The following is a 21,380-nucleotide window of genomic DNA, read 5'->3' as shown; positions in this document are numbered from 1 at the left end:
CTAAAACTTCCTCCTTTAAAACACAATGCATTCCGATTTTGGAATGATTAGATGAAGATTTTCTCCTTGTTTAAAGAAATGTTCACGAGAATGGAGATAATCTACTTTCACTAAAACTCCATTGACGTTCATTTCGTACCTAATTACATTGCCTATCATCGAAACATCCTGAACTGTCCCTTGAACAATCCATTTTTCTTCAATATTTGGCACATCTGCTGTTATCTCAACTAAATCGATAACTTCTGGCCGAATAGCCACTTCTTGTCCTTCAGTAGCAAGCTCTTCTGTTTGAATCATCTTCTGAAATTGATCCATTTGCAAAACATTATAATTTCCAATAAATTTAGCCACAAATGAATTAACTGGTGAGGTATAAATTTCACTTGGAATGCCAGATTGAACAATGCTTCCTTCGTTCATAATATAAATTGTATCGGACATTGTCATCGCTTCTTCCTGATCATGTGTCACAAATATAGTGGTAATCTGAAACTCCCTTTGAATTTTTTTTAATTCTAGCTGCAAATTTCTTCGAATTTTCGCATCTAATGCACTTAATGGTTCATCTAAAAGCAATACTTTCGGCTCTAAAATAAGACTTCGTGCAAGTGCAACTCGCTGCTGCTGTCCTCCAGAAAGCTGATGAGGGTAGGAATCTTCCTTACCGATTAAATCCATCATCTCAATCATACGTTGCACACGATTTTTAATGTTTTTCTTCTTTTTCATCTTTAAACCGAATGCAATATTGTCAAAAACGGTCATGTTAGGAAAAAGGGCATATGATTGAAAGACCATCCCAATTTCCCGATTACGCGGTTCCATATTTGTAATATTTTTTCCATCTACATGAATAGCTCCTTCATCAATATCGACCAATCCTGCTATAGATCTTAATAAAGTGCTTTTACCACAACCACTTTGTCCGAGTAAAGTAGCGAACTCTCCTTGTCTAAGCGATAAAGAAATTTTATTTAAAACCGTTTGCTGCTGATAACGCTTCGTCACCTGATCAATTATTAAGTAGCTCATTTATGTTCACCCTTTAAAAATCCTTTTGTTTTTTCACCAACTAAAATCAGCTGCTTCCGTTTTCCAAATACTGACTGAAATTGCATCGGCCGTTTTTTAAGTTTTAAAATAATCCATGTTAATAGTAAAATAATGACATAATATGTAATAACAATTGCACTTGCTGTATGCCCGCTTTTATTTAACTTTTGATAAAGATAAATTTGGATCGTTTCAAACCGTCCGCCAACAAGCAAGTTCGCTAATACAAATTCACCAAACAATAATGCAATGGAAAGCAAGGTCGAAACGAAAATTCCTGACAAGATGTTTGGCACTACAATTTTTTGAAATGCTTGAAACTTGGTCGCCCCCAACAATTCAGCTGCACTGACTAATTCTTGAGCATTAATTGTTTGCAAGCTGTTCCGAATACCTTGATACATGTACGGCATTGTAATCACGAAATAAGCACCGACTAAAAGCCATGGTGTACCAGAGATTTGCAATGGACCGCTGGAATATACTTTAATCAATCCTACTGCTCCTACAATAGGCGGAATTCCGTACGGAAGCATCGCTACAGCTTGAAGAATTCTTTCAAATCTTCTAAAATAAACCGCAACAATAAATATTGTCGGGAGCATTATGATGTTGCTTATCGCCACTGTGACTAGTATGAGAAATAGGGATCGAAGCAAAGCCTGATAAAAACGTTCATCACTAAATAATTCTCCATACCACTTAAAAGTAATACTCTCCGGTAATAACGTATGATCCCACTTGCCTGCAATTGAAAATATCAAAGTAGCTGCAAGCGGCAGGAGCAAATAAATAACTAAAACAACAAGAACAGTTTTATGGAAAATTTTATTGAATTTCAAGATAAATCTCTCCTTATCCGCCGCATCATGCGGTTATTAATCCACATTGCAGCAAGCATTGTTACCGCTAAAAGAACACCAAGCGCGCTGCCTAACTGCGGCTTTAATGCAACATCACTTGCAACAAGTGATGCAATTTGCAGCGACAGTAAATTATAATTGTTTCCCACAAGAGCATAAGCTGTTGCATAGGCTCCCATAGCATTGGCAAACAAAATGCTTAATGTCCCAACAATACTAGGCAGCAAATAAGGAATGCCGATATGGAGCCAAAAGCGGACATTTGTTGCGCCTAACAAAGATGCTGCCTCCATCCATTGTTTTTGTATCCCTTTATAAGCGGGATATAATAACATAATTGCTAATGGAATTTGGAAATAAATATAGACAAGTATGAGACCTGACCATGAGTATAAGTTAAATTCGGCAAATAAATCTAAACCAAGTTCAGCAAAAAGAAGTGTAAATAACCCGTTAGTCCCTAATAAAATAATGTAGGAAAAAGCAAGCGGAATACCTTCGAAATTTGATGTCATATTTGTAATCATCAGCATGCGATCTTGAATTTTTCTCGAAAAACGGGTAATGGAATAGGCCGTTATAATTGCAATGATTATAGAGACAACTGATGAAAATAACGAAATCAAAACACTGTTTTGAACAGCTTGTAAATAATAAGAGCTATGAAACACTGTAAAATATTGAATCATTGAAGGTGTTTTACCATCATCCGCCAAAAAACTGTTATGAATCATAGCAAATAATGGCCAAAACTCAAAACTGATGACAAGCAAAACAAATGGCAAAAGCAAAACCAACAAAAATAATTTTTGTTTCTTTAATTTTCTCAAGGATTTTCGCTCCTTTAGTTTGTTCCGCCTTTAAAATCGATCTAGCAATAAAGCTAGATCGATTTTATTTGATGAACTAAATGCAAAGGCTGTCGAATTAATTGAAAACTTTTTTATTTTTTAGTCCTGGCATTTGATATGAAATCATTTCTTCTGAAGGTTCAATCCCCAGCAATTGACAAACAAGCGGCGCAAAGGCTAGTTGTGGAATCACTTCATCATACACACCAGCTTCTATTTTCTCGCTTATGACAAATAGCGGTACATCCCTTTCACAGGATGTTGTGCCACCATGATTTCCTGTTTCACTCATTCCATGATCAGATGTAATTAAAATTTGATACCCTTCCTGTCGCCAAATCGGTACAGTTTGAGCTAGCAAACTGCCTACTTTTAAAATTTGTTCCCGATATTCTTTAGATTCCGCTCCAAATTGTTCACCTTTTAAATCAACACCCATAGGATGAATGTATAAAAAATCGGGCATATATTTTCTTCTTAAATATTCTGCATCAACCATTAAATGAGAATCAGGATAATCATCTTCCCAATAAAAAATTCCATATTGAATAGGTTTTGTTTCATCCATTTGGAAACGATCTTCTACAAAATCAAATGGTGCTCGATTATAAAGCTCGCTTACCCAATAGTAAGCCGCTGCGGCATTACGAAGACCGTGTTCTTTTGTTAAGTGAAACAGACTTTTTTGCTTCGATAAGCGAACTGTCTGGTTAGTTGTTATACCGTTTGTAGAAGCAGGTGTCCCAGTCAATAAAACTTCATATAATGGCCGAGATAAACTTGGCAGTTCCGATTTCACTTTATATAATGCCGCTTGTTTTATTTCAACGAGGTGCTGTAAATATCCGAGTGCATCATATGCTTTGTCATACCGCATTCCGTCTACAACGACGACGATTACTTTATTTGACATGTACTTGCACCTCTTCTTGCCATATTTGCGGCAATTTTTTTGCTGTTTCTTCCCACACTTTATGGTCTTCAACTGGTTTTGCATTTTTGTACTGTTCTTCTGGTATCATTTTTTCAGCTACTTCTGAAGGCAGTTCGACTTTACGAATTGGTCGTGCATATCCTTTTGCTAAATTAATTTGACCTTCATCACTTAATATATACTCTCTTGTCAGCATTGCGGCATGAGGGTGTTTTGCATATTTATTAATAATCGTTGCATACCCACTGACAACAGAACCTTCTTCTGGAATAGTAATGTCAAATTGTTCACGGTTAATTTGATCAGCATAATTAAGAGCATTAAAGTCCCAAAGAATCGCTACTTCCACTTCCCCTTTTTCAATCATGGCCGGGGAAGGGTCCGTTAAACTAAGACGTCCTTGTTTTGCAAGTTTCGCGAAGAAATCAATACCAGGTTGAATATTCGATTCATTACCACCAAGTGCCATTGCCGCTGCCAAAATGGACATTTGCGCTTGTGTGGCTCTCTGAACATCACCGACTGTTACTTTGTAATCACCTTCTAATAGATCATTCCAAGATTTTGGAGGATTTTTTACAAGCTCTTTATTTGTTAAAAAAGCAATGGTTCCTTGATAGCCAACAACCCAATCACCATTGTCATCCTTCGCCCAATCAGGTATTTCATCCCAATAGGAAGTTTTATAAGGAAGTGTTAATTCTTTCTCCTCCGCTACAGGCCCAAATGAGATGCCTACATCACCAATATCTGCTGTCGCATTATCTTTTTCTGCTTCAAATTTAGCTATTTCTTCAGCACTGGACATATCTGTATCTGTATGCTTTAACCCATACTCCTCTGAAAGTTCTTGCCATGTTTCTTTCCAGTTTGCCCAAGTATCCGGCATTCCGACACTATTCACTTCACCTTCCTGTTTAGCTTTTTCAACAATTTCATCAAGAGTAAGTGATTCAGTATCGATTTCTTTGGAAGAAGATTCACTTCCGCCGCCTCCACAAGCTGCCAAACCTAATAAACTTAACCCTAAAATACAGACTTGTAATGACTTGCCAGCTTTCCCAAAATGATTTTTCCCCATCATTCACTTCTCCTTTTAATGTGAATTGTTTTTGCTTTTTGTTGATTGTTTATGATTTCAGTATAAAAATAGAATGTAAATCACATATAAATTCAACATTAATATTTTGTTAACTTATACAAGTTTCTAAATGAAACAAGAAGAATTTTTTTAATTCATATTCCTACCAAACGAGAGTTGAACTAAGAATCTTGATGAAAGTTTTTCCAACTTTCGAAAATAAAAATTTTATCTATACAAGAAAAATCAATTTCATAAATCTCTTTTAAACTTCCATTGCAGTACAATTTCATGAAAAAAATTTCTAAGCATAAAAAAAAGCTTCTCAAATTCATTTGAGAAGCACGTTATTGCTGTGTTCAAACAAATACAGACCAAACACAAAGTAATCTTCCAGATAGAATATCAGTCGGAAATCGTTTTTTTTAATCGCTAAAAGGCTGGTATTTTCTTTTGCAAAGGTCTTCACGTTTTGATGCACAAATTTTTTCTTAACATCCTTCAAACATATAATACTTGATTTGTTCTATATAAATATGGTGTTAGATAATAAAGTTGAGTGTAATGAAATCCCACCTCAATATTTGATAAAGAAACTACTTTATGAGTAAAAGTAAAATTAATCTTTTCTTAACGTTTTATAAACAAAATGTCAATTGTTTTGAATAACACTCTTTATTTTTATTATCCTTTTTCCATAGTTTATTCGATTATCTAGATGATTCCTTTTGGAAATTAGGGCGTTTTCGCAAATTATTAAAATCATAAAGAGAAGGAAGTTTACTCAGTTTTGTTTCATTTGAATTATTTTAAGTGAATAGTAAATTTTATCAATTATTGTTTCGTGTTTGTTTTCTTTGGGTTTTGCCTCGTTACGCTAAAAAATAAAGTGTTGTCGATCCTCCTGATTTTTGCACGGTTGGAGGTCGACAACAAATTTTCATCTCTCATTTAATAGTTGTTTAATAGCCTGTACTTTTTCGTATTGTTTTTTCTTTTGCTTTTTCACTTTCCATTGGCCGATACGTTGCCAATATGCTTTTAACGCTTGTGCCGCCTGCTGATTTTTTTGTTCTATCACTTCGTTGTATAGCTCTGTTTTGCTCTTTTCTTCGTCAACGGAGCTATTTGTTAATCTTTCAATTAGGAAAACTAATCTTTCCTCGTCAGACATCTCAGCTAGACGAGATTCCTCTTCTTTTCGACGTTTTTCCTCTTCCTCCTTTTGTTTTTGTTCTATCTCTATTATTTTTTGTTTTTCTCTTTCCAGTTTCCGCATTTCTACATACTGTAAAAACTCTGTTTCAGTCACGTCTTCAATATTGGTAAAATAACCATACCCTGATGATGTTTTTGAACCAATTCCTAATTCTGACAAAGCCTGAGCTGTCCAGTTTGCTGCCTCCTTTAACAATTCCTCACTTGACGAATCGTCATATTTGTTAGAGGTTACATATATATCCACATCGGAAACAGTCACTGATAAAAATGTTACCGGATTCGGTCTTTGATCATCGGTTGCCGCCTTTCTACCACTATAATAATCCTTGAAATGAACAGTTAATATATCCGGTTCAATCCTTAAATCATTCGTTAAGAAAATATCGTGAAACTGAACCATTCCTCGCTGCTCCTGTGTTCCAAACACAAGCGAACCTTTTGGATGTAAAGCTAATTGGTTTTCATTCCCATCACAATACGTTTGGATAAACCAATTTCTTACAACTCCTTTTAGACTCGAAGCTGGAATGTACGGAATTCCATACACAGGGTGGAGCGTCAGCGATGTTTCGCGAACATGCCCTCCTCCTAATCCATGGACAATGCGGGCAATCGGTTTTGCTTTTAACTGTCGTATGTGATAATAGCTTGATAAATCAACAAGCGCTCTTTTTTGTTGTTGTATGGTATTTTCTGCGATTTTCATCAGCTCACGACGAATGGGAATAGAATCAAACTCTTTCTTTGGAACGTATTTGCCCTTTTTATTTCTTTCATTCAGAGTGAATTGATCGTAATGAACGTGATACCACAAATGAGCAATTTCACTTTTATTCGCCGGGTTAAAAGCTTCTTTCGTATCTATTGGGTGAAACAGCATGTTATCCTCTCCTTTACTGCTGTTTCTGTTCTGCCATGCCATCGGCAAATTTTCGCAACCAGTTTAAAATAGAGCAAGTACTTCCATCGTCAGCACGCGATAATCCGAGCTTTTTAGCCCTATGACAACTTCTACAAATTCTTTATTTTGTTCTTGGAAATATTGTTTATACTGTCCCCTTAACCATGTATGTAATTGGTCATAAATCACACGGTATTCCTTCTTTTTTTGATAACAAAAAGCTAATGCTTGTCCTAATCCATTTACTTGAATGAGAGAGGGCATTTTTTTTACATATGAACGGTAGCTTTCGAAGTTTACTTTATTGTCTTGGAAAGCTTTCTTTACGCTTTCAAAGGCAAACGATGCTCGTCCGTTTTCAATGCCAACACGTTCTACTGCCATATTGTTTCCTCCTTTACACCCAAATTCTCCGGAGCATTCCACGGCCAAGTGTGCTGTTCCCGCCAAGTTGGAAGACATCAGGGAAATGTCCTTCCTCCACTAAAAATTTCTCCACGTCTTCAGCTGATTTTAAGCCTTCTACCCCGTTACCGCGAATTTGACCAATGTAGAGAAAACTGTAGAAAATCGTTTCTGGTGGAACATTTTCTTCATACCAAAGCGCTCCGTTATCAACTGTACCAGTTTCTTGGTTGATTTTAATACGCGCATTAATTTCAGTAGATAATTTCACAAAATCCGCAAAATCGTCATCTTCTAATACGACGATCCGATCGCGCAATTCCGTGTAAAGCTCTTTCTTCACTAAAGCTGATAGTTGTTCCGCGAGCGTTTTTGCCTCGTCGGTAATTTTTACTGAGAAATTATATTCTTCTAAAACGATATGATCGTTAGCCACAATTAATCGTTCAGAAGATACTGTTTTAGCTTCTGGTACGACAAGGGGCTCAACGTTCAATTTGTGAAGCAATATTTCATCATTAAACCGTTTCAATACTTGAGGACATGTAATCCAAGCAAATATACCGCGCATCGATTTCACCGGGAACATTAATATTCTTGCATCACTTAGAGCAATTGCGCTTGATTGTGTATCGTTATTGTTCTGTTCTTTCTTATTTGAGCCAAAAATTAGTTCTAATTTTTCCAGCTTCATTTTTTTCTTTTCATCTTGATTTAAAGACGTCTCTATTGTATAGCGAAGCGCCCCTTTTAAAGAAGAGCTTTCGATTTTTGGAAATCCTGTATGTTTTTCCCGCTGAATCGGTAAATCTACAAGACCGATTTCACTTCCACTTCCTGCGTGAACAGACGTGATGGCATGTAATAAAAATGGACGAACTAACGAATACATGACAATTCCTCCTCCATTCGTTTTCCGCTAGTAATTACTGCAAAACCAAATCCTTCATGTGCACCTTCATCGGTCAAATGTAAGCCGTTTGCGAGTGAAAGCAGTTCTGTGATCTGTCCCTCCTGTACTTTAATATAGAGCACGGAACCAGCGGGAACCATCGGCTTCCTTGGTTTTGGTCGATGGTTGGCAATATCCCATCCGCCGTACAGTTCTGGCCGACCAATGGCAGCAGCTAATAATTTCACTCTAAGCCCATTTGGCAATAAAATGTGTTCACTATCAAAACTTCCAGGTCGTGACCCATTCACCCAAATCGCCGGTGCTAATAAAATGATTTTAGCGATGTTAGTCTGCTTAATTTGCTCAGACAATTTTTGCAGCTCTTCCTCGGTCCAAAGAGAGAAAACTTCTTCGTTCTGTTTGACAATCCACGGACGATTTTCTCCGCCAATGCGCGCAAATTTAACAGACGAAAAATCAGGACTAGAAGAAGTGTAGACGACAAAGGCTCCTTCTTCTTTAAATCTCCATTTGACCATTCGGTACAAATAGTGCTCTTCTGCCCTTCTCTCTTGGTAATTAAGTGCAATTCCTAATTTTTCTTCGCTCGACACTATCTGAGCAGCGTGAGACAAATGGCAAATAGGCTGATGATGAAGAACCCCTTCTTTCCAATGCTGAATAGGGACAAATTGATGACTTGAACTTTTCGATTTTTCGGTTCGGTTAGAAAATAATCTCCACTCTCCAGGTTGTGAAGAAAATTGCGTATCTTTTTTTAATTGAAGAGGATATGCAATCGTTTTTTCGTCCTCTTCTACCACTTGATAATCTAAAGGAAGCGGAAGAAATAAAATATTGTTGTACTCCATCCCACAATAAGTAATCTGAAAGTCTCCAGTTTCGTTTGGTGTCCCCATCCACTTTTTTAACTTATCATTTCGTTGTTGTGAAAACTCTTCAAACGTGGCGTGCTCGTGAATAAATGCTCCCCGCAATGCACCATAAATGGTGTTTGGTCTTGGAGGGAAAATGCCGTCCATCACCGTATCGTTTCCAGCTTCAGTTACTTGATGATTTTTAAAGAAAAAAGTATCAACCGGTTTTAACGTCAGCTTTTTCATTCTTTTTTCCCTCCGATTTCTTAAAGAATGTCAGCATTTTCAATAAACTTAAGAAATCATAACTTGATTTAGAGACGTTATGTAACTTTAGCAATGTTTCTACATGCTGATCCAACGATTCGACTTTTCTCCCCTCTTTTACAGAGCGTTTTAATAAACGATGCAATTCCACTTGCATCATCTCACGATTCTCCAATTTTCGGTAATCTTCATTTTCGTACAGCAGTGGAAAGAAAGCATTGGAAAAATGAAAAATAAATGTCGAAGATAAATCGTTTAGTAACAATGAAATAATATCTTGTAGCAGCTTCACTGTCCGTGATGTTTCAATTTCCCAAGGTAGTATCGCTACAGAAATCTCGCCTGAGCGCGTATGCACGGCCAAAGCCAATGCATTTTTCTTTGCATTTGTTTCAGGATTGACATACCCTTTCGCCTTTTTCTCCAATTGGCGAACGTTGTTTAGCAAACTTTGCAAAGGGGCTTTCTTATGTCCAATGATCAATCCGATCGATGCTGTTGCCTTTTCTCCCAGCCCATGTTCTGGATGACTGAATGCAAAACGTAGCTTTTGAGCAACACGCAATGCTTCCTCCACAGGCAAAAATGCGAGCACATCGTCGCCGCCGGCATAAACAAGGCGCCCTTTGTAATCCCGCTCGACAATCTTAGGCACTACTCGTTGGGAAAAATGAGCTAATCGCTCGCTAACCCGACTGTAGTCTTCCTTGTTTTCCCCAGAAAACCATTTCCCCATATTATCTCCGTCCATCAGAAGAATAGCATAATAATCTCCTTCACCGATATCCAAAACGGACTGGAAGCGGTGGAAGACCTGCTTATTCCCTAATTTATCTGTAAAATAATCCCACGCTGTACGTTTGCCAAGACAAATTCCACATAAAAATTCGTTGTCTTTTATTCGTCCTGCTTTCTGTTCCTTATCCTCAGCGTTCTTAGAAACTTTATATGCTTCTGAACGCTTTTTCCACGTTCCCACTAACTTTCGTTTCATATCCCCATATTTATCTTCCAATCCTATATTCTCAAGGCATAATGCTTCCCGTTCCTTACATACACTGCATGTTAATCCGTACTGCACAAACCCCGGGTAGTGTTTATCGTTTTTTAATGCCCCTAAACGTTTTTCCGCTCTTTCTCTTACTTCTTGAAAATTAATGGTAGAATCATAGGGTTCAATCACCCAATACACTTCGAAAAACACGTCAATTTGCTTAACTGCTTTTTCCTTCAAAATCATTTTTTCTTGTTCATCAAGGGATGGAAAAACTGAGTGAATCGCAAAAGTGCACAATTCATAAAACACTTTACGTACATGCCCTTCCGTTTCTTGAAGAATAGCCGCTGCACCTTGCGCATCTTTATGAACAATAGCTGTGAAACGGTTTGGCATTGAGGCGATATGACGTGATTTTATATCTGTTTCTTGGATATTTTTCGGAAATATAAATTCACACTCCGGATCTAACTCTGATAACATTTTCATCGCTTCGCGGATAATGTGTGATAATATATAACTTCCGCTCCAAAAATCTTCGGTTTTTCTTGCTGATGCGATAAATGATTGAACAGGACCTACCGTAAAAACGACTAAATGTTGATTGCTCATACACTCACCCCAATTACACGTAAAAACTCCGCACGATCACGTTCATATTTGGAGTTTGTATATCTTTCGTCCTTTGCTTGTACTTCTGTCACAATCGGATAATACAAATCTCCAATTTTCCTTACCGTACACCATAATGGGGAAGCAAACCGCTCTTTCACAGAACCTAAATTGCCATATCGATTCGCTCTATGTGACGCTTCACCAAACATTTTCAACACTTCATGAGGCGTTGACTTACCTTCACCAATCCATACAGCGGATAATACAGGATGAGGCGTAGTTGCTGATTTCTTCCTCTTCAACATACCATCCCCACTGATCGAAAACTCAAACTTCTGAGCAACACCTAATTGTTCCAATATCTGCTTTAGAGAAGCCGTAAACATTTCTTTGTTTCCCCACTTATGCTCTTCCCATTGACATGCACCAAATCCCCGTCTTGCCCGCTGTCCCATTCCCGCAAGATGCAATATATACTGAAAATATAAATCATATAATTTAAAGTGTTCATTATGCTTGTGCAATGTTTGCATGGTTATTATTGCAGTTTTGTTTGCCTCAATACTCTTAAGGGAAACAGGACTAGTCTTATGCGGCAATACATTCTCCGACTTATATCCAGTTATGGGTTGCTGGAGAATGAATGATACACGTGATTTTTGTTGGTTCGTTGTACCCCCAAATATTGCTTCTTCTTTTTCCAATAGAAATTCGGGACTCGTTTCGTCTTGTAATGTCCTCCACCAATAACGTAATATTCCTCTTACCGAAGGAATCCGAAATTCCGCTATTTCTTTTCGTTTTGCTCCATGCATGACCATTGGGGTGACGAACGTGAACGAAAAATTTTTTTGAACAACCGCTGATGCATGAATCGACAAATCGCGGCTCATCGTTTCTAACTCCTTTACATTCTATTTTCTTTTGAAAGTTCCGACATTTTTTTGAACAATGCCTTTAATTCTTCTAAACTCAACTTTCGCAGCTCAATTTTGGTAAATAAGCCTTGATATAATTAGGCAAAACTACAATCCATTTACGTAATTGACTTTCGATGAATTTTTTAATCTTTTGATTTACATTTTGAAGTGCATCTTCAAGAATTTCAATGAGTAGTTGAAGTGCAAAGGCCCAATCTAGTTCATCGATTTCATCACAAAGTTCATAAAAAATGCCGCCTAATGTTCGATAATCTGTACTTACTCGGTTTTGCCAAGACAAAACAATGTACCTTGTAAACACAATAGTGGTATGGCTGATCATGGAATCATAAGATCTTCCTTGGAACTCTTTTTGGAGTTTCAATAAGGATTTGACTGTTTTGAAGAATACTTCAATATCCCAACGTATCCCATAAATACGAATGATTTCTTGATCCGATAAAGTACAGTCTGTACTCAAAATAGCTAGCCACTGTCTCTTTTTATTACGATTACGGACAAATACCACTTTAACAGGTACGCCATTTGCCATCGTTGTGTGAATAGAGCGCAAAATACCCTTTTGATGTTGTGATGGTTTAGCTGTTTGGTATAGTTTTTTTAGGCTCACCCATTCACCGTTCACTTGATATCTTTGTTTTGTATCCTTCACCATTCCAATAACATCCAACCCTTGATCCACAATGGACTTGATCAAAGGCTGTTGGGTAAACCATGTATCCATTAAAACGTATGAGGCATCGATTCCTTGAGAAAGTGCCCGTTTAATCATATTGGGAATAACTTCCGGCGCTTTTTGTAAAGCTTCGACACGCCGCTTATAACCGGATGTACGCTTATCGATTCGGTTATCAATCCCATTGATTTGGGAATTCGTAGAGCTTAATAAAGCAAAATCAATAGGCAAAAATGTAGCACCATCTGACCAGCCGAGTGTAAGCATACGAAATCCTTTGTAATAACGCATTTTTTGAGAAGAATGATCGAAACAGCGAGCAAGCAGTTCAACCTTTTTACTGCGATTTCGTTCATAAGATGAGTCGTCCACGATCAGCACTTTCGGACGGTCGTGTCTCGTTAAACTACTTACCTTCATAATGGTGAAAGTACTCAAAACAAGTAAAAACCTGCGCCAATTGTATTGAGGGTTATTTAAGAAGCGATAAATAGCGTTTTTTTCCGGCAAATCTTTAGCTTTTTTACTTTGAAGAAGTCGAAACAAATTTTTGCCTTCAAAAACTAAACTAAAAACTAGCTGGAATAAATAGGCGCAGGAATAACCGAAACCCTTGTTAATTCCCACTTTCCTTAAATATTTTAAGATTTCAAGTTCATCAAATATAGCTTTTACTTCTTTTGGTAGTTGATTGTTCAGTCTGTTATTCGTTATCATAATAAGAGACACCTCACCTGCTTTTGGTAATGTTTTTTCTGGACAATTAAACTATACCAAAAGTTGAGGTGTTTTTTTTGCAAATTTTTATGTCAAGAAGTATTCGAAACAACCAACAAACCCATTAACCGTAAGGCTTAGAAATCCAATTTACTGTGAGAAAGTTGAGTTCTAAACTTTTAGATAATAAACCAATCTCTCACGAGCATTTGTACTAGTTCCTGCATGATTGATTAATATCATTACAATATTCGGTAATGACGTTATATGGTTTTAACCATTCACGATTAGGATGAAGTTTACTAATCATCTCATCAACAAAACTTATATCTCGGACACGCCAGTTATCCTTCGGAATTCGCTCCAATAAAATGCGAATCAAGGAACTCCGCACTCCATTACACAAATATGGTACAATGCTCCCATTCCAGTTCCCAGCTTTGTTCAAATTTAGTAATTTACTCAGCTTTCGCAGTCCAAAATCTTGTTTAAATGCTTGATGTAAATGGTTTTGGGAAGTACAAAATTATCATTTGACATTTTTTAAAACATAAAGAAAGACACCTATTCTTTTGGTAAAATATTGGTGACGAAACCAAATCCAAAAGAAAGGTGTCACCACTATGATAACGAATAAAGACTACTTTGCGCAATTACCAAAAGAAATTAAACAAGGATTTTCCGAATTAAATATTGGATATCATTTAAGAAAAGCGAATATTACGAAACTTTCCGGGTATTCTTGTCTTACTGTTTTCAAACTGATTTTTCTTTTAGTCTTCCAATATAAGAACTGGTTTCGTGCTTTTATGAGTAAACGATCTCAGGATCTGCCCGGAAAGGATACAGTCTATCGCTTTTTAAATACACCAACCTATCATTGGAGAAAGTTTCTGCTTTCATTAAGCAGTGAAATGATCCGTCTGCTTCAACCATTAACTTCAAAAGATCGTGTCACAGCTTTTGTGATTGATGATTCTGTCTTTTCAAGAAACCGTAGTAAGTCGGTTGAACTGTTGGCTAAGGTTTTTGATCACTCTACCCATCAGTACTTGAAAGGGTTTCAAATGCTTACCCTTGGCTGGACCGATAGTTTTACTTTTATTCCCGTTGATTTTGCTCTTCTAAGTTCACCGAAAAAGGAAAATCGCCTGCAAGAAATCAATACCAATATTGATAAACGAACATCTGGCTATAAGCGTCGCCAGGAAGCTCTGAAATCAAAACCGGACGTGGCTTCAGCTTTACTTGATCATGCGCTTGAAAAAGGGATTATAGCTGACTATGTTCTCATGGATTCCTGGTTTACACAAGCGCCTTTAATTGAGAAGATTACGAACAAAGGGTTATTTGTCATTGGCTTGGTGAAGCAATTAAAGCAGCGATACGTTTACAATGGTGAACGTTTCACACTGAATCAACTTTACAAATTGGCAAAACCTCACATGGGTAAAAAAGACATTCGCGGATCCGTTTATGCTACTTTAGACAATGGAATTCCAGTAAAAATTCTATTTGTACGAAACCGTAATAAACGGAGCGAATGGCTTGCCATTCTCAGCACAGATACAACATTAGAAAATGAAGAGATCATTCGTATTTACGGCATGCGTTGGGACATTGAAGTCTTCTTCAAATGCAATAAATCCCTTTTAAATTTAGAGAAAGAATTCCAGGGACGTTCCTACGACATGTTAATTAGCCATACAACCATTGTTTTTACACGATATATTCTCATTGCTTGGCAAATGCGAAAAGAGGAGGATCCTAAGACGATTGGCAACCTTTTTTACATCCTTTGCGAAGATGTAAAAGACATAGATTTTATTACTGCCCTTCAATCACTTATTGACCTTTTCCAAACTTTGGCGGAAGCCGAGGTTTCTTTGAACATGGACATCTTTAAAAATCAAATGAATAAATGGTTGGCCACTATACCTAATTATATCAAGCAATGCTTAAATATTTCTGTGTGCGAAAGTTGAGTAATTTATATATATATTTTAATTTATTACATAATCATCCATCAATAACAAAATCAAAAACAAACACAAAAAAGGTTACCCCATAAACATCTGAAATTACATGCATTTCCCCATATATAGTCCATTGAACTTATTTTATATCTTAACTCTTAACTACCCATGGTGCTAGTTGAGCGTCAACGCTCAACTAGCCCAAGAACAACGAGCGAATAGGCCAACAAAATGGCATCAAGCGCCGTTTCAAATCCAGAGATCGAATTGGCGCGAATTTTCGTGATCCGAAATGAATCCACTAAAACCGAGAACGCGGTTTCGACGATTTTGCGTTTTCGTTTCATCCATCGTTTCCATGCTTTCGATTGATGGATTTTCTGGTTTTTCCGAACGGGCGTCCAAAAAGTGATCTTGTATTCATCATACAGCTTCTTTTGCAAGTCTTGGCTCACATATCCTTTGTCACCAAGTGTATACGGATGAGGAAGTTGGGCCATCACGGTTTCCGCAGCTGTCCGGTCGTGACAGGATGCTTCGGTGACGACATATCCCATCGGAAGCGCTTGGTCAGTGATCTGGAGATGAAGCTTAAACCCATAGTAAGCCATCTTTTTGGATGCACAATACCCGATATCTGCGATTCCTTGAAACCGTTTGACGCGATACATTCGTGCGTGGTGGCAGAGTTCAATAGGTAAGCTATCCACTACCGCATAAGCGTGATGTTGCCCACGTTTGGCTAGTTGATATCGTATCCATTTGACGGCAAAGCCAAGATTTCGACAACGGCGGTTATATCGAGAACGTTCAGGAAATAAATCTTTCGAAAATAAGTTTCCGATCACAAATCGGTGCCAAGCTCGTTCGGATGTAAAACCTAACAACTTTCCAAGAACATGGACGGCGATGATGACTTCATCTTCTTGCTTCAACAAATGGTGATTTCGGCGTTGTAAATACATCTGAATCAAAGACAATTGTCCAGATACAAAGAACAAAATCGCTGCATATTGTTTTTGAATTTTCGCTTCGTCTGTTGTAAAATGAAAGTGCTCTTGCATGGGACTTCTCCTTTTAAATGTTTGGTAGCACTTTCATTTTAAAGGAATTTTCCATGCAAGGGCTATTTTTATATCCTGTGATCTTTATCTAGCACCACAGGTTCTTAACTATATTTGTTTTTGTTAACGAGTCTGACCTTTTCTTTTGGTTCAGCCTATAAGTAAATAAAATACCTGCATCTAATTTCCTAAAATCCTTGGAATGACTAATAAAATATGCGAATAAATGCTCAGCTATTCAAAGATAAAAAGAGAAATTTTATTTAAAAAGCAGCCTAAAACACGAATATAGAAGGTTTAGGCTGCTTCCTTTTTCTATTGACTTTTAATATTTTAAGAGTGCGGCACTTGTTAAGTATTTTATTAAAGAGATAGACATCATTCTTGCTTCCCTAGTTAATCAATGAACGCTTTTTCACATCATTTTAATAAATTTTAATGTTGCCGCTTGATACGCTTACGTCGATAGGATGTTCACCGGACCCATGGGTACCTTTGATGTTTTTATTATCTATTTTTTTGCTAGTTAGCGGAAAATCACATGTTATATTGCCGCTGTTTGTCTTTCCGTTTAAAGTAAAGTCAGCATCAGTCGGAAGATTAAGATCCACCACTCCTGAACTTACTTCAATATCAACTGAATCTGTTAATTCATCCATTTGTATATTTAAATTTCCAGATGATAGCTCAGCCTCAATAGCTCCGATATAATGCTTTACTTTGAGGTTTCCAGGACTAATATCAAATGATCCTGTTTCTGTCGTTAATGAGTCTATATCGACATTCCCCGATGAACTATCATGCTCAAAATGTTTAACCGATACATTCTTCAGGTTGACGTTTCCCGAGCCTATATCTAATATTAATTCATCTAGTTTCATCGGTTCATTTTTTGAAAGGCCAGAGAAATTCAAATTCCCGGAGCCAAGATTTATAGCCATGTTTCGATCATAATCTTCAGGGATGTAAATATTCAATCTTGCCTTGTTATGAAACAACCACCCAAACCATTTCCATTTCTGTTTCGCACTTACTTTTACTTTGTCTCCATGCTGTTTAACAATCAGCTTTCCCTTTCCATCTAAATCAGCTTTTAAATCTTCTCGATTTTCCGGAATAATCGTTGTGCTAACACCTGAGGCATCAATTTCAATCATTTCAATTCCCTCTGATGTAACGGACTGGGTTCTTTGATTTCCTAAAGGCCACCAACTAAAATTGATTGGATTCAAAAAGATAATATATAAACCAATGAATCCGATGATACCCAACAGAATCGCAAAAAATCTTTTCAATGTTTTCCCTTCCTTCCCAAAAATTTTTCGCAGCTTTATCACTTGATTTGTTTATCCTTTAGCACTCCGCTCAGCAAGGGGCAACAAAGTAGCACCGATCCTCCCCTTGTATACAAAATATTTTGACTAGAATTTTACATAGTTTTATTCCATATATTTACAATTTTCATTTAAAATGTCAATGAAACGTACTAGCTTCGTAAGCGTAAAATAATCCCCACCTTTTAATGATAGGGATTAAATACTATTATTGTGATAAGTTATTAAAAACCCGACAATTCAAAGGAATTGTTTTGGACCAAGGAAGTAGTTGATCAAGCTCATCCATATTGCTTATATCCATATTGGGAAGCCTTTCAAATAAGTAGCGAAGATAATAAAATGGATTTAATTTATTCTCTTTTGCTGTCTCCACAATACTGTAAATGATTGAGCTGGCCTTAGCTCCTTTCGGAGTATTGCTAAAAATCCAGTTCTTCCTTCCGATCACAAATGGTTTAATGGATCGTTCACTTCGATTATTATCGATTTCTAATCGTCCATCCTCTAAAAATGCCACGAGTTTTTCCCATTGGTTGAGGCAGTATGTAATGGCTTGACCTAATAGACTCTTTGGTAAAACATTGCTTTTCTCTGTTTTTAGCCATGCTGAAAAAGCCTCCAACAATGGTTGGCTGTGTTTAAGTCGTTTTTTATATCGTTCTTCTGGTGTACATTCTTTCAAATCACGCTCGATGGCAAATAGCTGATTACAGAAATTGAGTCCTTCCCGAGCTGTGACTGCTGAATGACGTTTGGATTCAGGAAGTACGTTTAAAGCCTCATCGAACTTTCTGCGGGCATGAGCCCAACATCCAACTAATGTTACGCCGGATACCTTATGGTATGGGGCTGTCCGAAAAGTCGATTGAATCGACCTTGGGCTCAGCCCTTTTTTCTGTTTTTAGGGTACAAAAAAATCGTCCTTTTTTATAGAATGAAATTGACCAAAAAACATTCTACAGAAAGGACGATTTCTTATGAATAATCAAATGACTATTCAAGAAAATTATAACACGCAATTAGAAATGACTCTAGAGGGTATTCAAAAAATAGAGGTTCAAAAGAATAAGAAACGCAAAAAACTAGTTTTCCAACCTTATTGCAATCGTCAAGTCATGAGCATTTTAGATATCGAAATGTATATTCCTGAAAATCATGTCGCCCGTTTAGTGGATGAAATGGTGGAATCGATTCCGGATGAAGTGTTGTATACTCATTATGTTGGTGGGGGTCGTGCACCCTATCACCCTAAAATGTTATTGAAAGTGATTTTATATGCGTACACTCAAAATGTTTATTCAAGTCGGAAAATAGCGCAAATGGTGAAAGAAAATCTTCCGATGATGTGGTTGGCGGGATTGCAAACCCCTGACCATCGCACAATAAATGATTTTCGTAGTGTTCGTATGTCAAACATGATGGATTCTGTATTTGAACAATTTGTCCTTCAACTAGTAGAACAAGGACTTATCGACCTCGACCATATTTTTGTGGATGGTACGAAAATAGAAGCGAATGCCAACAAATATACGTTTGTATGGCGAAAATCCGTAGAAAAATATGATCAGAAACTACGAGCCAAAATTCAATCGTTTCTACAAGAAGCGCACCAAATCGCCTTGGAGGAATTAAAAGAAGAACAATTAGAAGAAGAATTAGAAAAATCATCGGCACAACTTTCTGAGAGAATAGAAGCTTTGGAAAAAGATTATAAACAGGAAGAAGACAAAGAAAGAAAAAAAGAACTTCGCTCTAAAAAATCCCAACTCACCAAACAACTGAAAACGATTCAAACGGATTATCTTCCACGATTACGAAAATACAAAGTACAAAAACAGATTCTAGGTGAACGAAATAGCTACTCGAAAACCGACCATGAGGCCACTTTTATGCGAATGAAAGAGGACCATATGAAAAACGGCCAACTCAAGGCGGGTTATAATGTTCAACTCGCCACACAACATCAATTTATCGTGGGATTTGAAATTTATCAAAATCCAGGAGATACTCGCTGTTTCCAACCATTTATGGAAAAGTTATTGGAATCGATGCCGAAGGAAAAGAAACTCAAGTATGTCATTGCCGATGCAGGATATGCGAGTGAAGAAAACTATTTATATGCGATTGGCGAAGAAAAAGAACCTCGTTTTGAATTATTAGCCCCATACCAAACCTATTTGAAGGAACAAAGTAAAAAGTTTAAAAAGGATTTATCAAAAGTACAAAACTGGAAATACATCGAAGAAGACGATTGCTTTATCTGTCCGAACAATCGGAAAGTCGTATTCAAGTATTATCAAAAAAGAAAAAATGCATCTGGATACATACAAGATTTGAAAGTGTACGAGTGTGAAGATTGTACGGATTGCCCGTTGAAGAATGGGTGTACGAAAGCCAAAGGAAATCGTCGAGTATATTGGAACACGATTTATGAAGAAATGAAAGCGAAAGCCAAAGCAGCTCTTGGTGACGAACAAAAGGCAGCTCTTTATGCGAAGCGTAAAGTGGATGTCGAAAGTGTGTTCGGTAACATCAAGGGCAATTTGCGTTTCACTCGATTTCTGTTACGGGGGCTTCATAAAGTCCGAACAGAATTCGGGATTGTGGCAATGGCCCACAACATACTGAAATGGGCCGCAAATTCCCAAACCAATTTCAAAAATAAGGAAACAGAGCGAATGGAAAAACTCATTGTTTTCTCCATTCGCTCTGTTTTTATGGACTTTTTAGACAAGCCCTATCCTTTAAACCCTTTTAGGAATTCTTTGGCATGTTCTCCTGCTCTAGTTTCCTGATAGTCATAAAGGACAAGTGGTGGATCCTCTCTTCCAGTCCGATAAAGCCACATGTAAGATTTCGATGTGCTTGACCTTCCAGGTTCATGTAAAACCTGAACAGTTGTTTCATCCGCATGTAGAATGTCTTTAGAGAGGAGATGCTCTTTCATTCGTTGATAAATTGGCGCAAGCCATTTTTCGGCACCATAAAGCATCCAATTGGCCATGGTTTGCCTGGATAAGATCACACCTAATCGTTTGAACTGTTGTTCTTGGCGATATAGAGGTAGCCCCTCTACATATTTTTGATTCATAATATATGCCATGCTTGACGGTGAAGCTAAACTTTTTGGATACACAGATTTTGGGGCAGGTGCTGTAACGATTGGTGTCTCTATTTCATTACGCTCACAATGACGGCATCCATAGACATATCGAACGTGTTTTAAAACTTTGACTTGAGCCGGAATAATCACTAATTCTTGTCGTACTTCTGTGCTCATTTCGTGTGTTTTTTCACCGCAACACGAACAGACCTGCTCTTCTTCGGGTAAACGATATTCAATCGTTTCCATAGGCAGGTTTTCAAACGTAGCTTGACGTTGACCACGTTTCTTTTTACGACGATATGTAATTGTTTCAACAGTTGGCTCTTCGGCTTTTACATTAGACTCTACCTCTGCTTCATTGAATAAAGGTAGTTCTAATTGATTAGGATTTGTTTTTTCGCTTGAAGAGCCAAATTTTCGTTTTTGACTAAGACGATACTGTTCTTCATACCATTGTAATTTCGCCGTCAATTCAACGATTTGCTGTTGAAGTTTTTCAATTAATTCAAATGGGTTTTGGTTAGGATTCTTTAAATTTTTCATCATGTAGTAATAATTCGACGGTTTTAGCTATTTTCCTCCAAGGTTTTTGTTAAAAG

At 37.2% G+C, this 21,380-nt stretch carries 16 protein-coding genes and 2 pseudogenes; 2 read left to right on the top strand and 16 right to left on the bottom strand.

Annotated features, from left to right (window positions below; genetic code table 11):
- Positions 1-15 precede the first annotated feature (15 nt).
- The 12 genes from NSU19_RS04245 to NSU19_RS04190 form a co-directional block, all read right to left on the bottom strand.
- Entirely contained in the window at positions 16-1,035 is a 1,020-nt protein-coding gene (locus tag NSU19_RS04245; RefSeq protein ID WP_339198955.1) for an ABC transporter ATP-binding protein, read from the bottom strand.
- Complete coding sequence (locus NSU19_RS04240; protein WP_063386972.1) at positions 1,032-1,898, bottom strand: ABC transporter permease subunit; 867 nt, start codon at positions 1,896-1,898, stop codon at positions 1,032-1,034. The genes NSU19_RS04245 and NSU19_RS04240 overlap by 4 nt, the downstream gene beginning before the upstream one ends.
- The gene (locus NSU19_RS04235; RefSeq protein ID WP_339194447.1) at positions 1,895-2,749 is read right to left on the bottom strand and encodes an ABC transporter permease subunit; all 855 of its coding nucleotides are present in this window, start codon (positions 2,747-2,749) and stop codon (positions 1,895-1,897) included. The genes NSU19_RS04240 and NSU19_RS04235 overlap by 4 nt, the downstream gene beginning before the upstream one ends.
- Before the next feature lie 97 nt (positions 2,750-2,846).
- Positions 2,847-3,683: an alkaline phosphatase family protein gene (locus NSU19_RS04230; protein WP_339194445.1), complete on the bottom strand. Its 837-nt coding sequence runs from the start codon at positions 3,681-3,683 to the stop codon at positions 2,847-2,849.
- Positions 3,673-4,785, bottom strand: coding sequence for an extracellular solute-binding protein (locus NSU19_RS04225; protein WP_339198952.1), 1,113 nt, complete (start codon positions 4,783-4,785; stop codon positions 3,673-3,675). Before NSU19_RS04225 ends, NSU19_RS04230 begins: the two co-directional genes overlap by 11 nt.
- Before the next feature lie 940 nt (positions 4,786-5,725).
- Positions 5,726-6,886, bottom strand: a complete 1,161-nt coding sequence (cmr6, locus tag NSU19_RS04220) for a type III-B CRISPR module RAMP protein Cmr6 (protein WP_339198950.1) — start codon at positions 6,884-6,886, stop codon at positions 5,726-5,728.
- Positions 6,887-6,949: 63 nt separating this feature from the next.
- On the bottom strand, positions 6,950-7,291 hold the full coding sequence (gene cmr5, locus NSU19_RS04215) for a type III-B CRISPR module-associated protein Cmr5 (RefSeq protein WP_339198947.1): 342 nt from the start codon (positions 7,289-7,291) through the stop codon (positions 6,950-6,952).
- Positions 7,292-7,304: 13 nt separating this feature from the next.
- Positions 7,305-8,204: a type III-B CRISPR module RAMP protein Cmr4 gene (cmr4, locus tag NSU19_RS04210; protein ID WP_339198945.1), complete on the bottom strand. Its 900-nt coding sequence runs from the start codon at positions 8,202-8,204 to the stop codon at positions 7,305-7,307.
- Entirely contained in the window at positions 8,192-9,331 is a 1,140-nt protein-coding gene (locus NSU19_RS04205) for a type III-B CRISPR module-associated Cmr3 family protein (protein WP_339198942.1), read from the bottom strand. Before NSU19_RS04205 ends, cmr4 begins: the two co-directional genes overlap by 13 nt.
- Positions 9,303-10,961: a type III-B CRISPR-associated protein Cas10/Cmr2 gene (cas10, locus tag NSU19_RS04200; RefSeq protein ID WP_339198940.1), complete on the bottom strand. Its 1,659-nt coding sequence runs from the start codon at positions 10,959-10,961 to the stop codon at positions 9,303-9,305. Before cas10 ends, NSU19_RS04205 begins: the two co-directional genes overlap by 29 nt.
- On the bottom strand, positions 10,958-11,857 hold the full coding sequence (gene cmr1, locus NSU19_RS04195) for a type III-B CRISPR module RAMP protein Cmr1 (RefSeq protein ID WP_063386983.1): 900 nt from the start codon (positions 11,855-11,857) through the stop codon (positions 10,958-10,960). Before cmr1 ends, cas10 begins: the two co-directional genes overlap by 4 nt.
- Positions 11,858-11,936: 79 nt before the next feature.
- Positions 11,937-13,298, bottom strand: a complete 1,362-nt coding sequence (locus tag NSU19_RS04190) for a transposase (protein WP_094245809.1) — start codon at positions 13,296-13,298, stop codon at positions 11,937-11,939.
- Positions 13,299-13,921: 623 nt separating this feature from the next.
- Here NSU19_RS04190 and NSU19_RS04185 point away from each other — a divergent pair.
- Positions 13,922-15,283, top strand: coding sequence for a transposase (locus tag NSU19_RS04185; protein ID WP_087960047.1), 1,362 nt, complete (start codon positions 13,922-13,924; stop codon positions 15,281-15,283).
- Positions 15,284-15,459: 176 nt separating this feature from the next.
- Here the strand turns inward: NSU19_RS04185 and NSU19_RS04180 are convergent, their stop codons facing one another.
- The 3 genes and pseudogenes from NSU19_RS04180 to NSU19_RS04170 all read right to left on the bottom strand — a co-directional run.
- A complete protein-coding gene (locus NSU19_RS04180) occupies positions 15,460-16,338 on the bottom strand; it encodes an IS982 family transposase (protein WP_339196453.1) in 879 nt (292 codons plus the stop codon).
- 425 nt (positions 16,339-16,763) lie between these two features.
- On the bottom strand, positions 16,764-17,633 hold the full coding sequence (locus NSU19_RS04175; protein ID WP_339198938.1) for a DUF4097 domain-containing protein: 870 nt from the start codon (positions 17,631-17,633) through the stop codon (positions 16,764-16,766).
- A 247-nt stretch (positions 17,634-17,880) separates the two neighbouring features.
- A pseudogene (locus NSU19_RS04170) lies at positions 17,881-18,519 on the bottom strand (IS66 family transposase); the annotation flags it as partial.
- A 133-nt stretch (positions 18,520-18,652) separates the two neighbouring features.
- Between NSU19_RS04170 and NSU19_RS04165 the strand changes: the two are divergent.
- Positions 18,653-20,470, top strand: coding sequence for an IS1182 family transposase (locus tag NSU19_RS04165; protein WP_339198936.1), 1,818 nt, complete (start codon positions 18,653-18,655; stop codon positions 20,468-20,470).
- Here NSU19_RS04165 and NSU19_RS04160 read toward each other — a convergent pair.
- Positions 20,416-21,327 (bottom strand): annotated as a pseudogene (locus tag NSU19_RS04160) (IS66 family transposase); the annotation flags it as partial. The gene NSU19_RS04165 and the pseudogene NSU19_RS04160 sit on opposite strands and share 55 nt — an antisense overlap.
- Between the last annotated feature and the right edge of the window lie 53 nt (positions 21,328-21,380).

Origin of the sequence: Aeribacillus sp. FSL k6-2211 (assembly GCF_037966125.1) — a bacterium.
GTDB classification, from domain to species: Bacteria; Bacillota; Bacilli; order Bacillales; family Aeribacillaceae; genus Aeribacillus; species Aeribacillus composti.
This window is presented reverse-complemented; position numbering and strand designations above follow the sequence as displayed.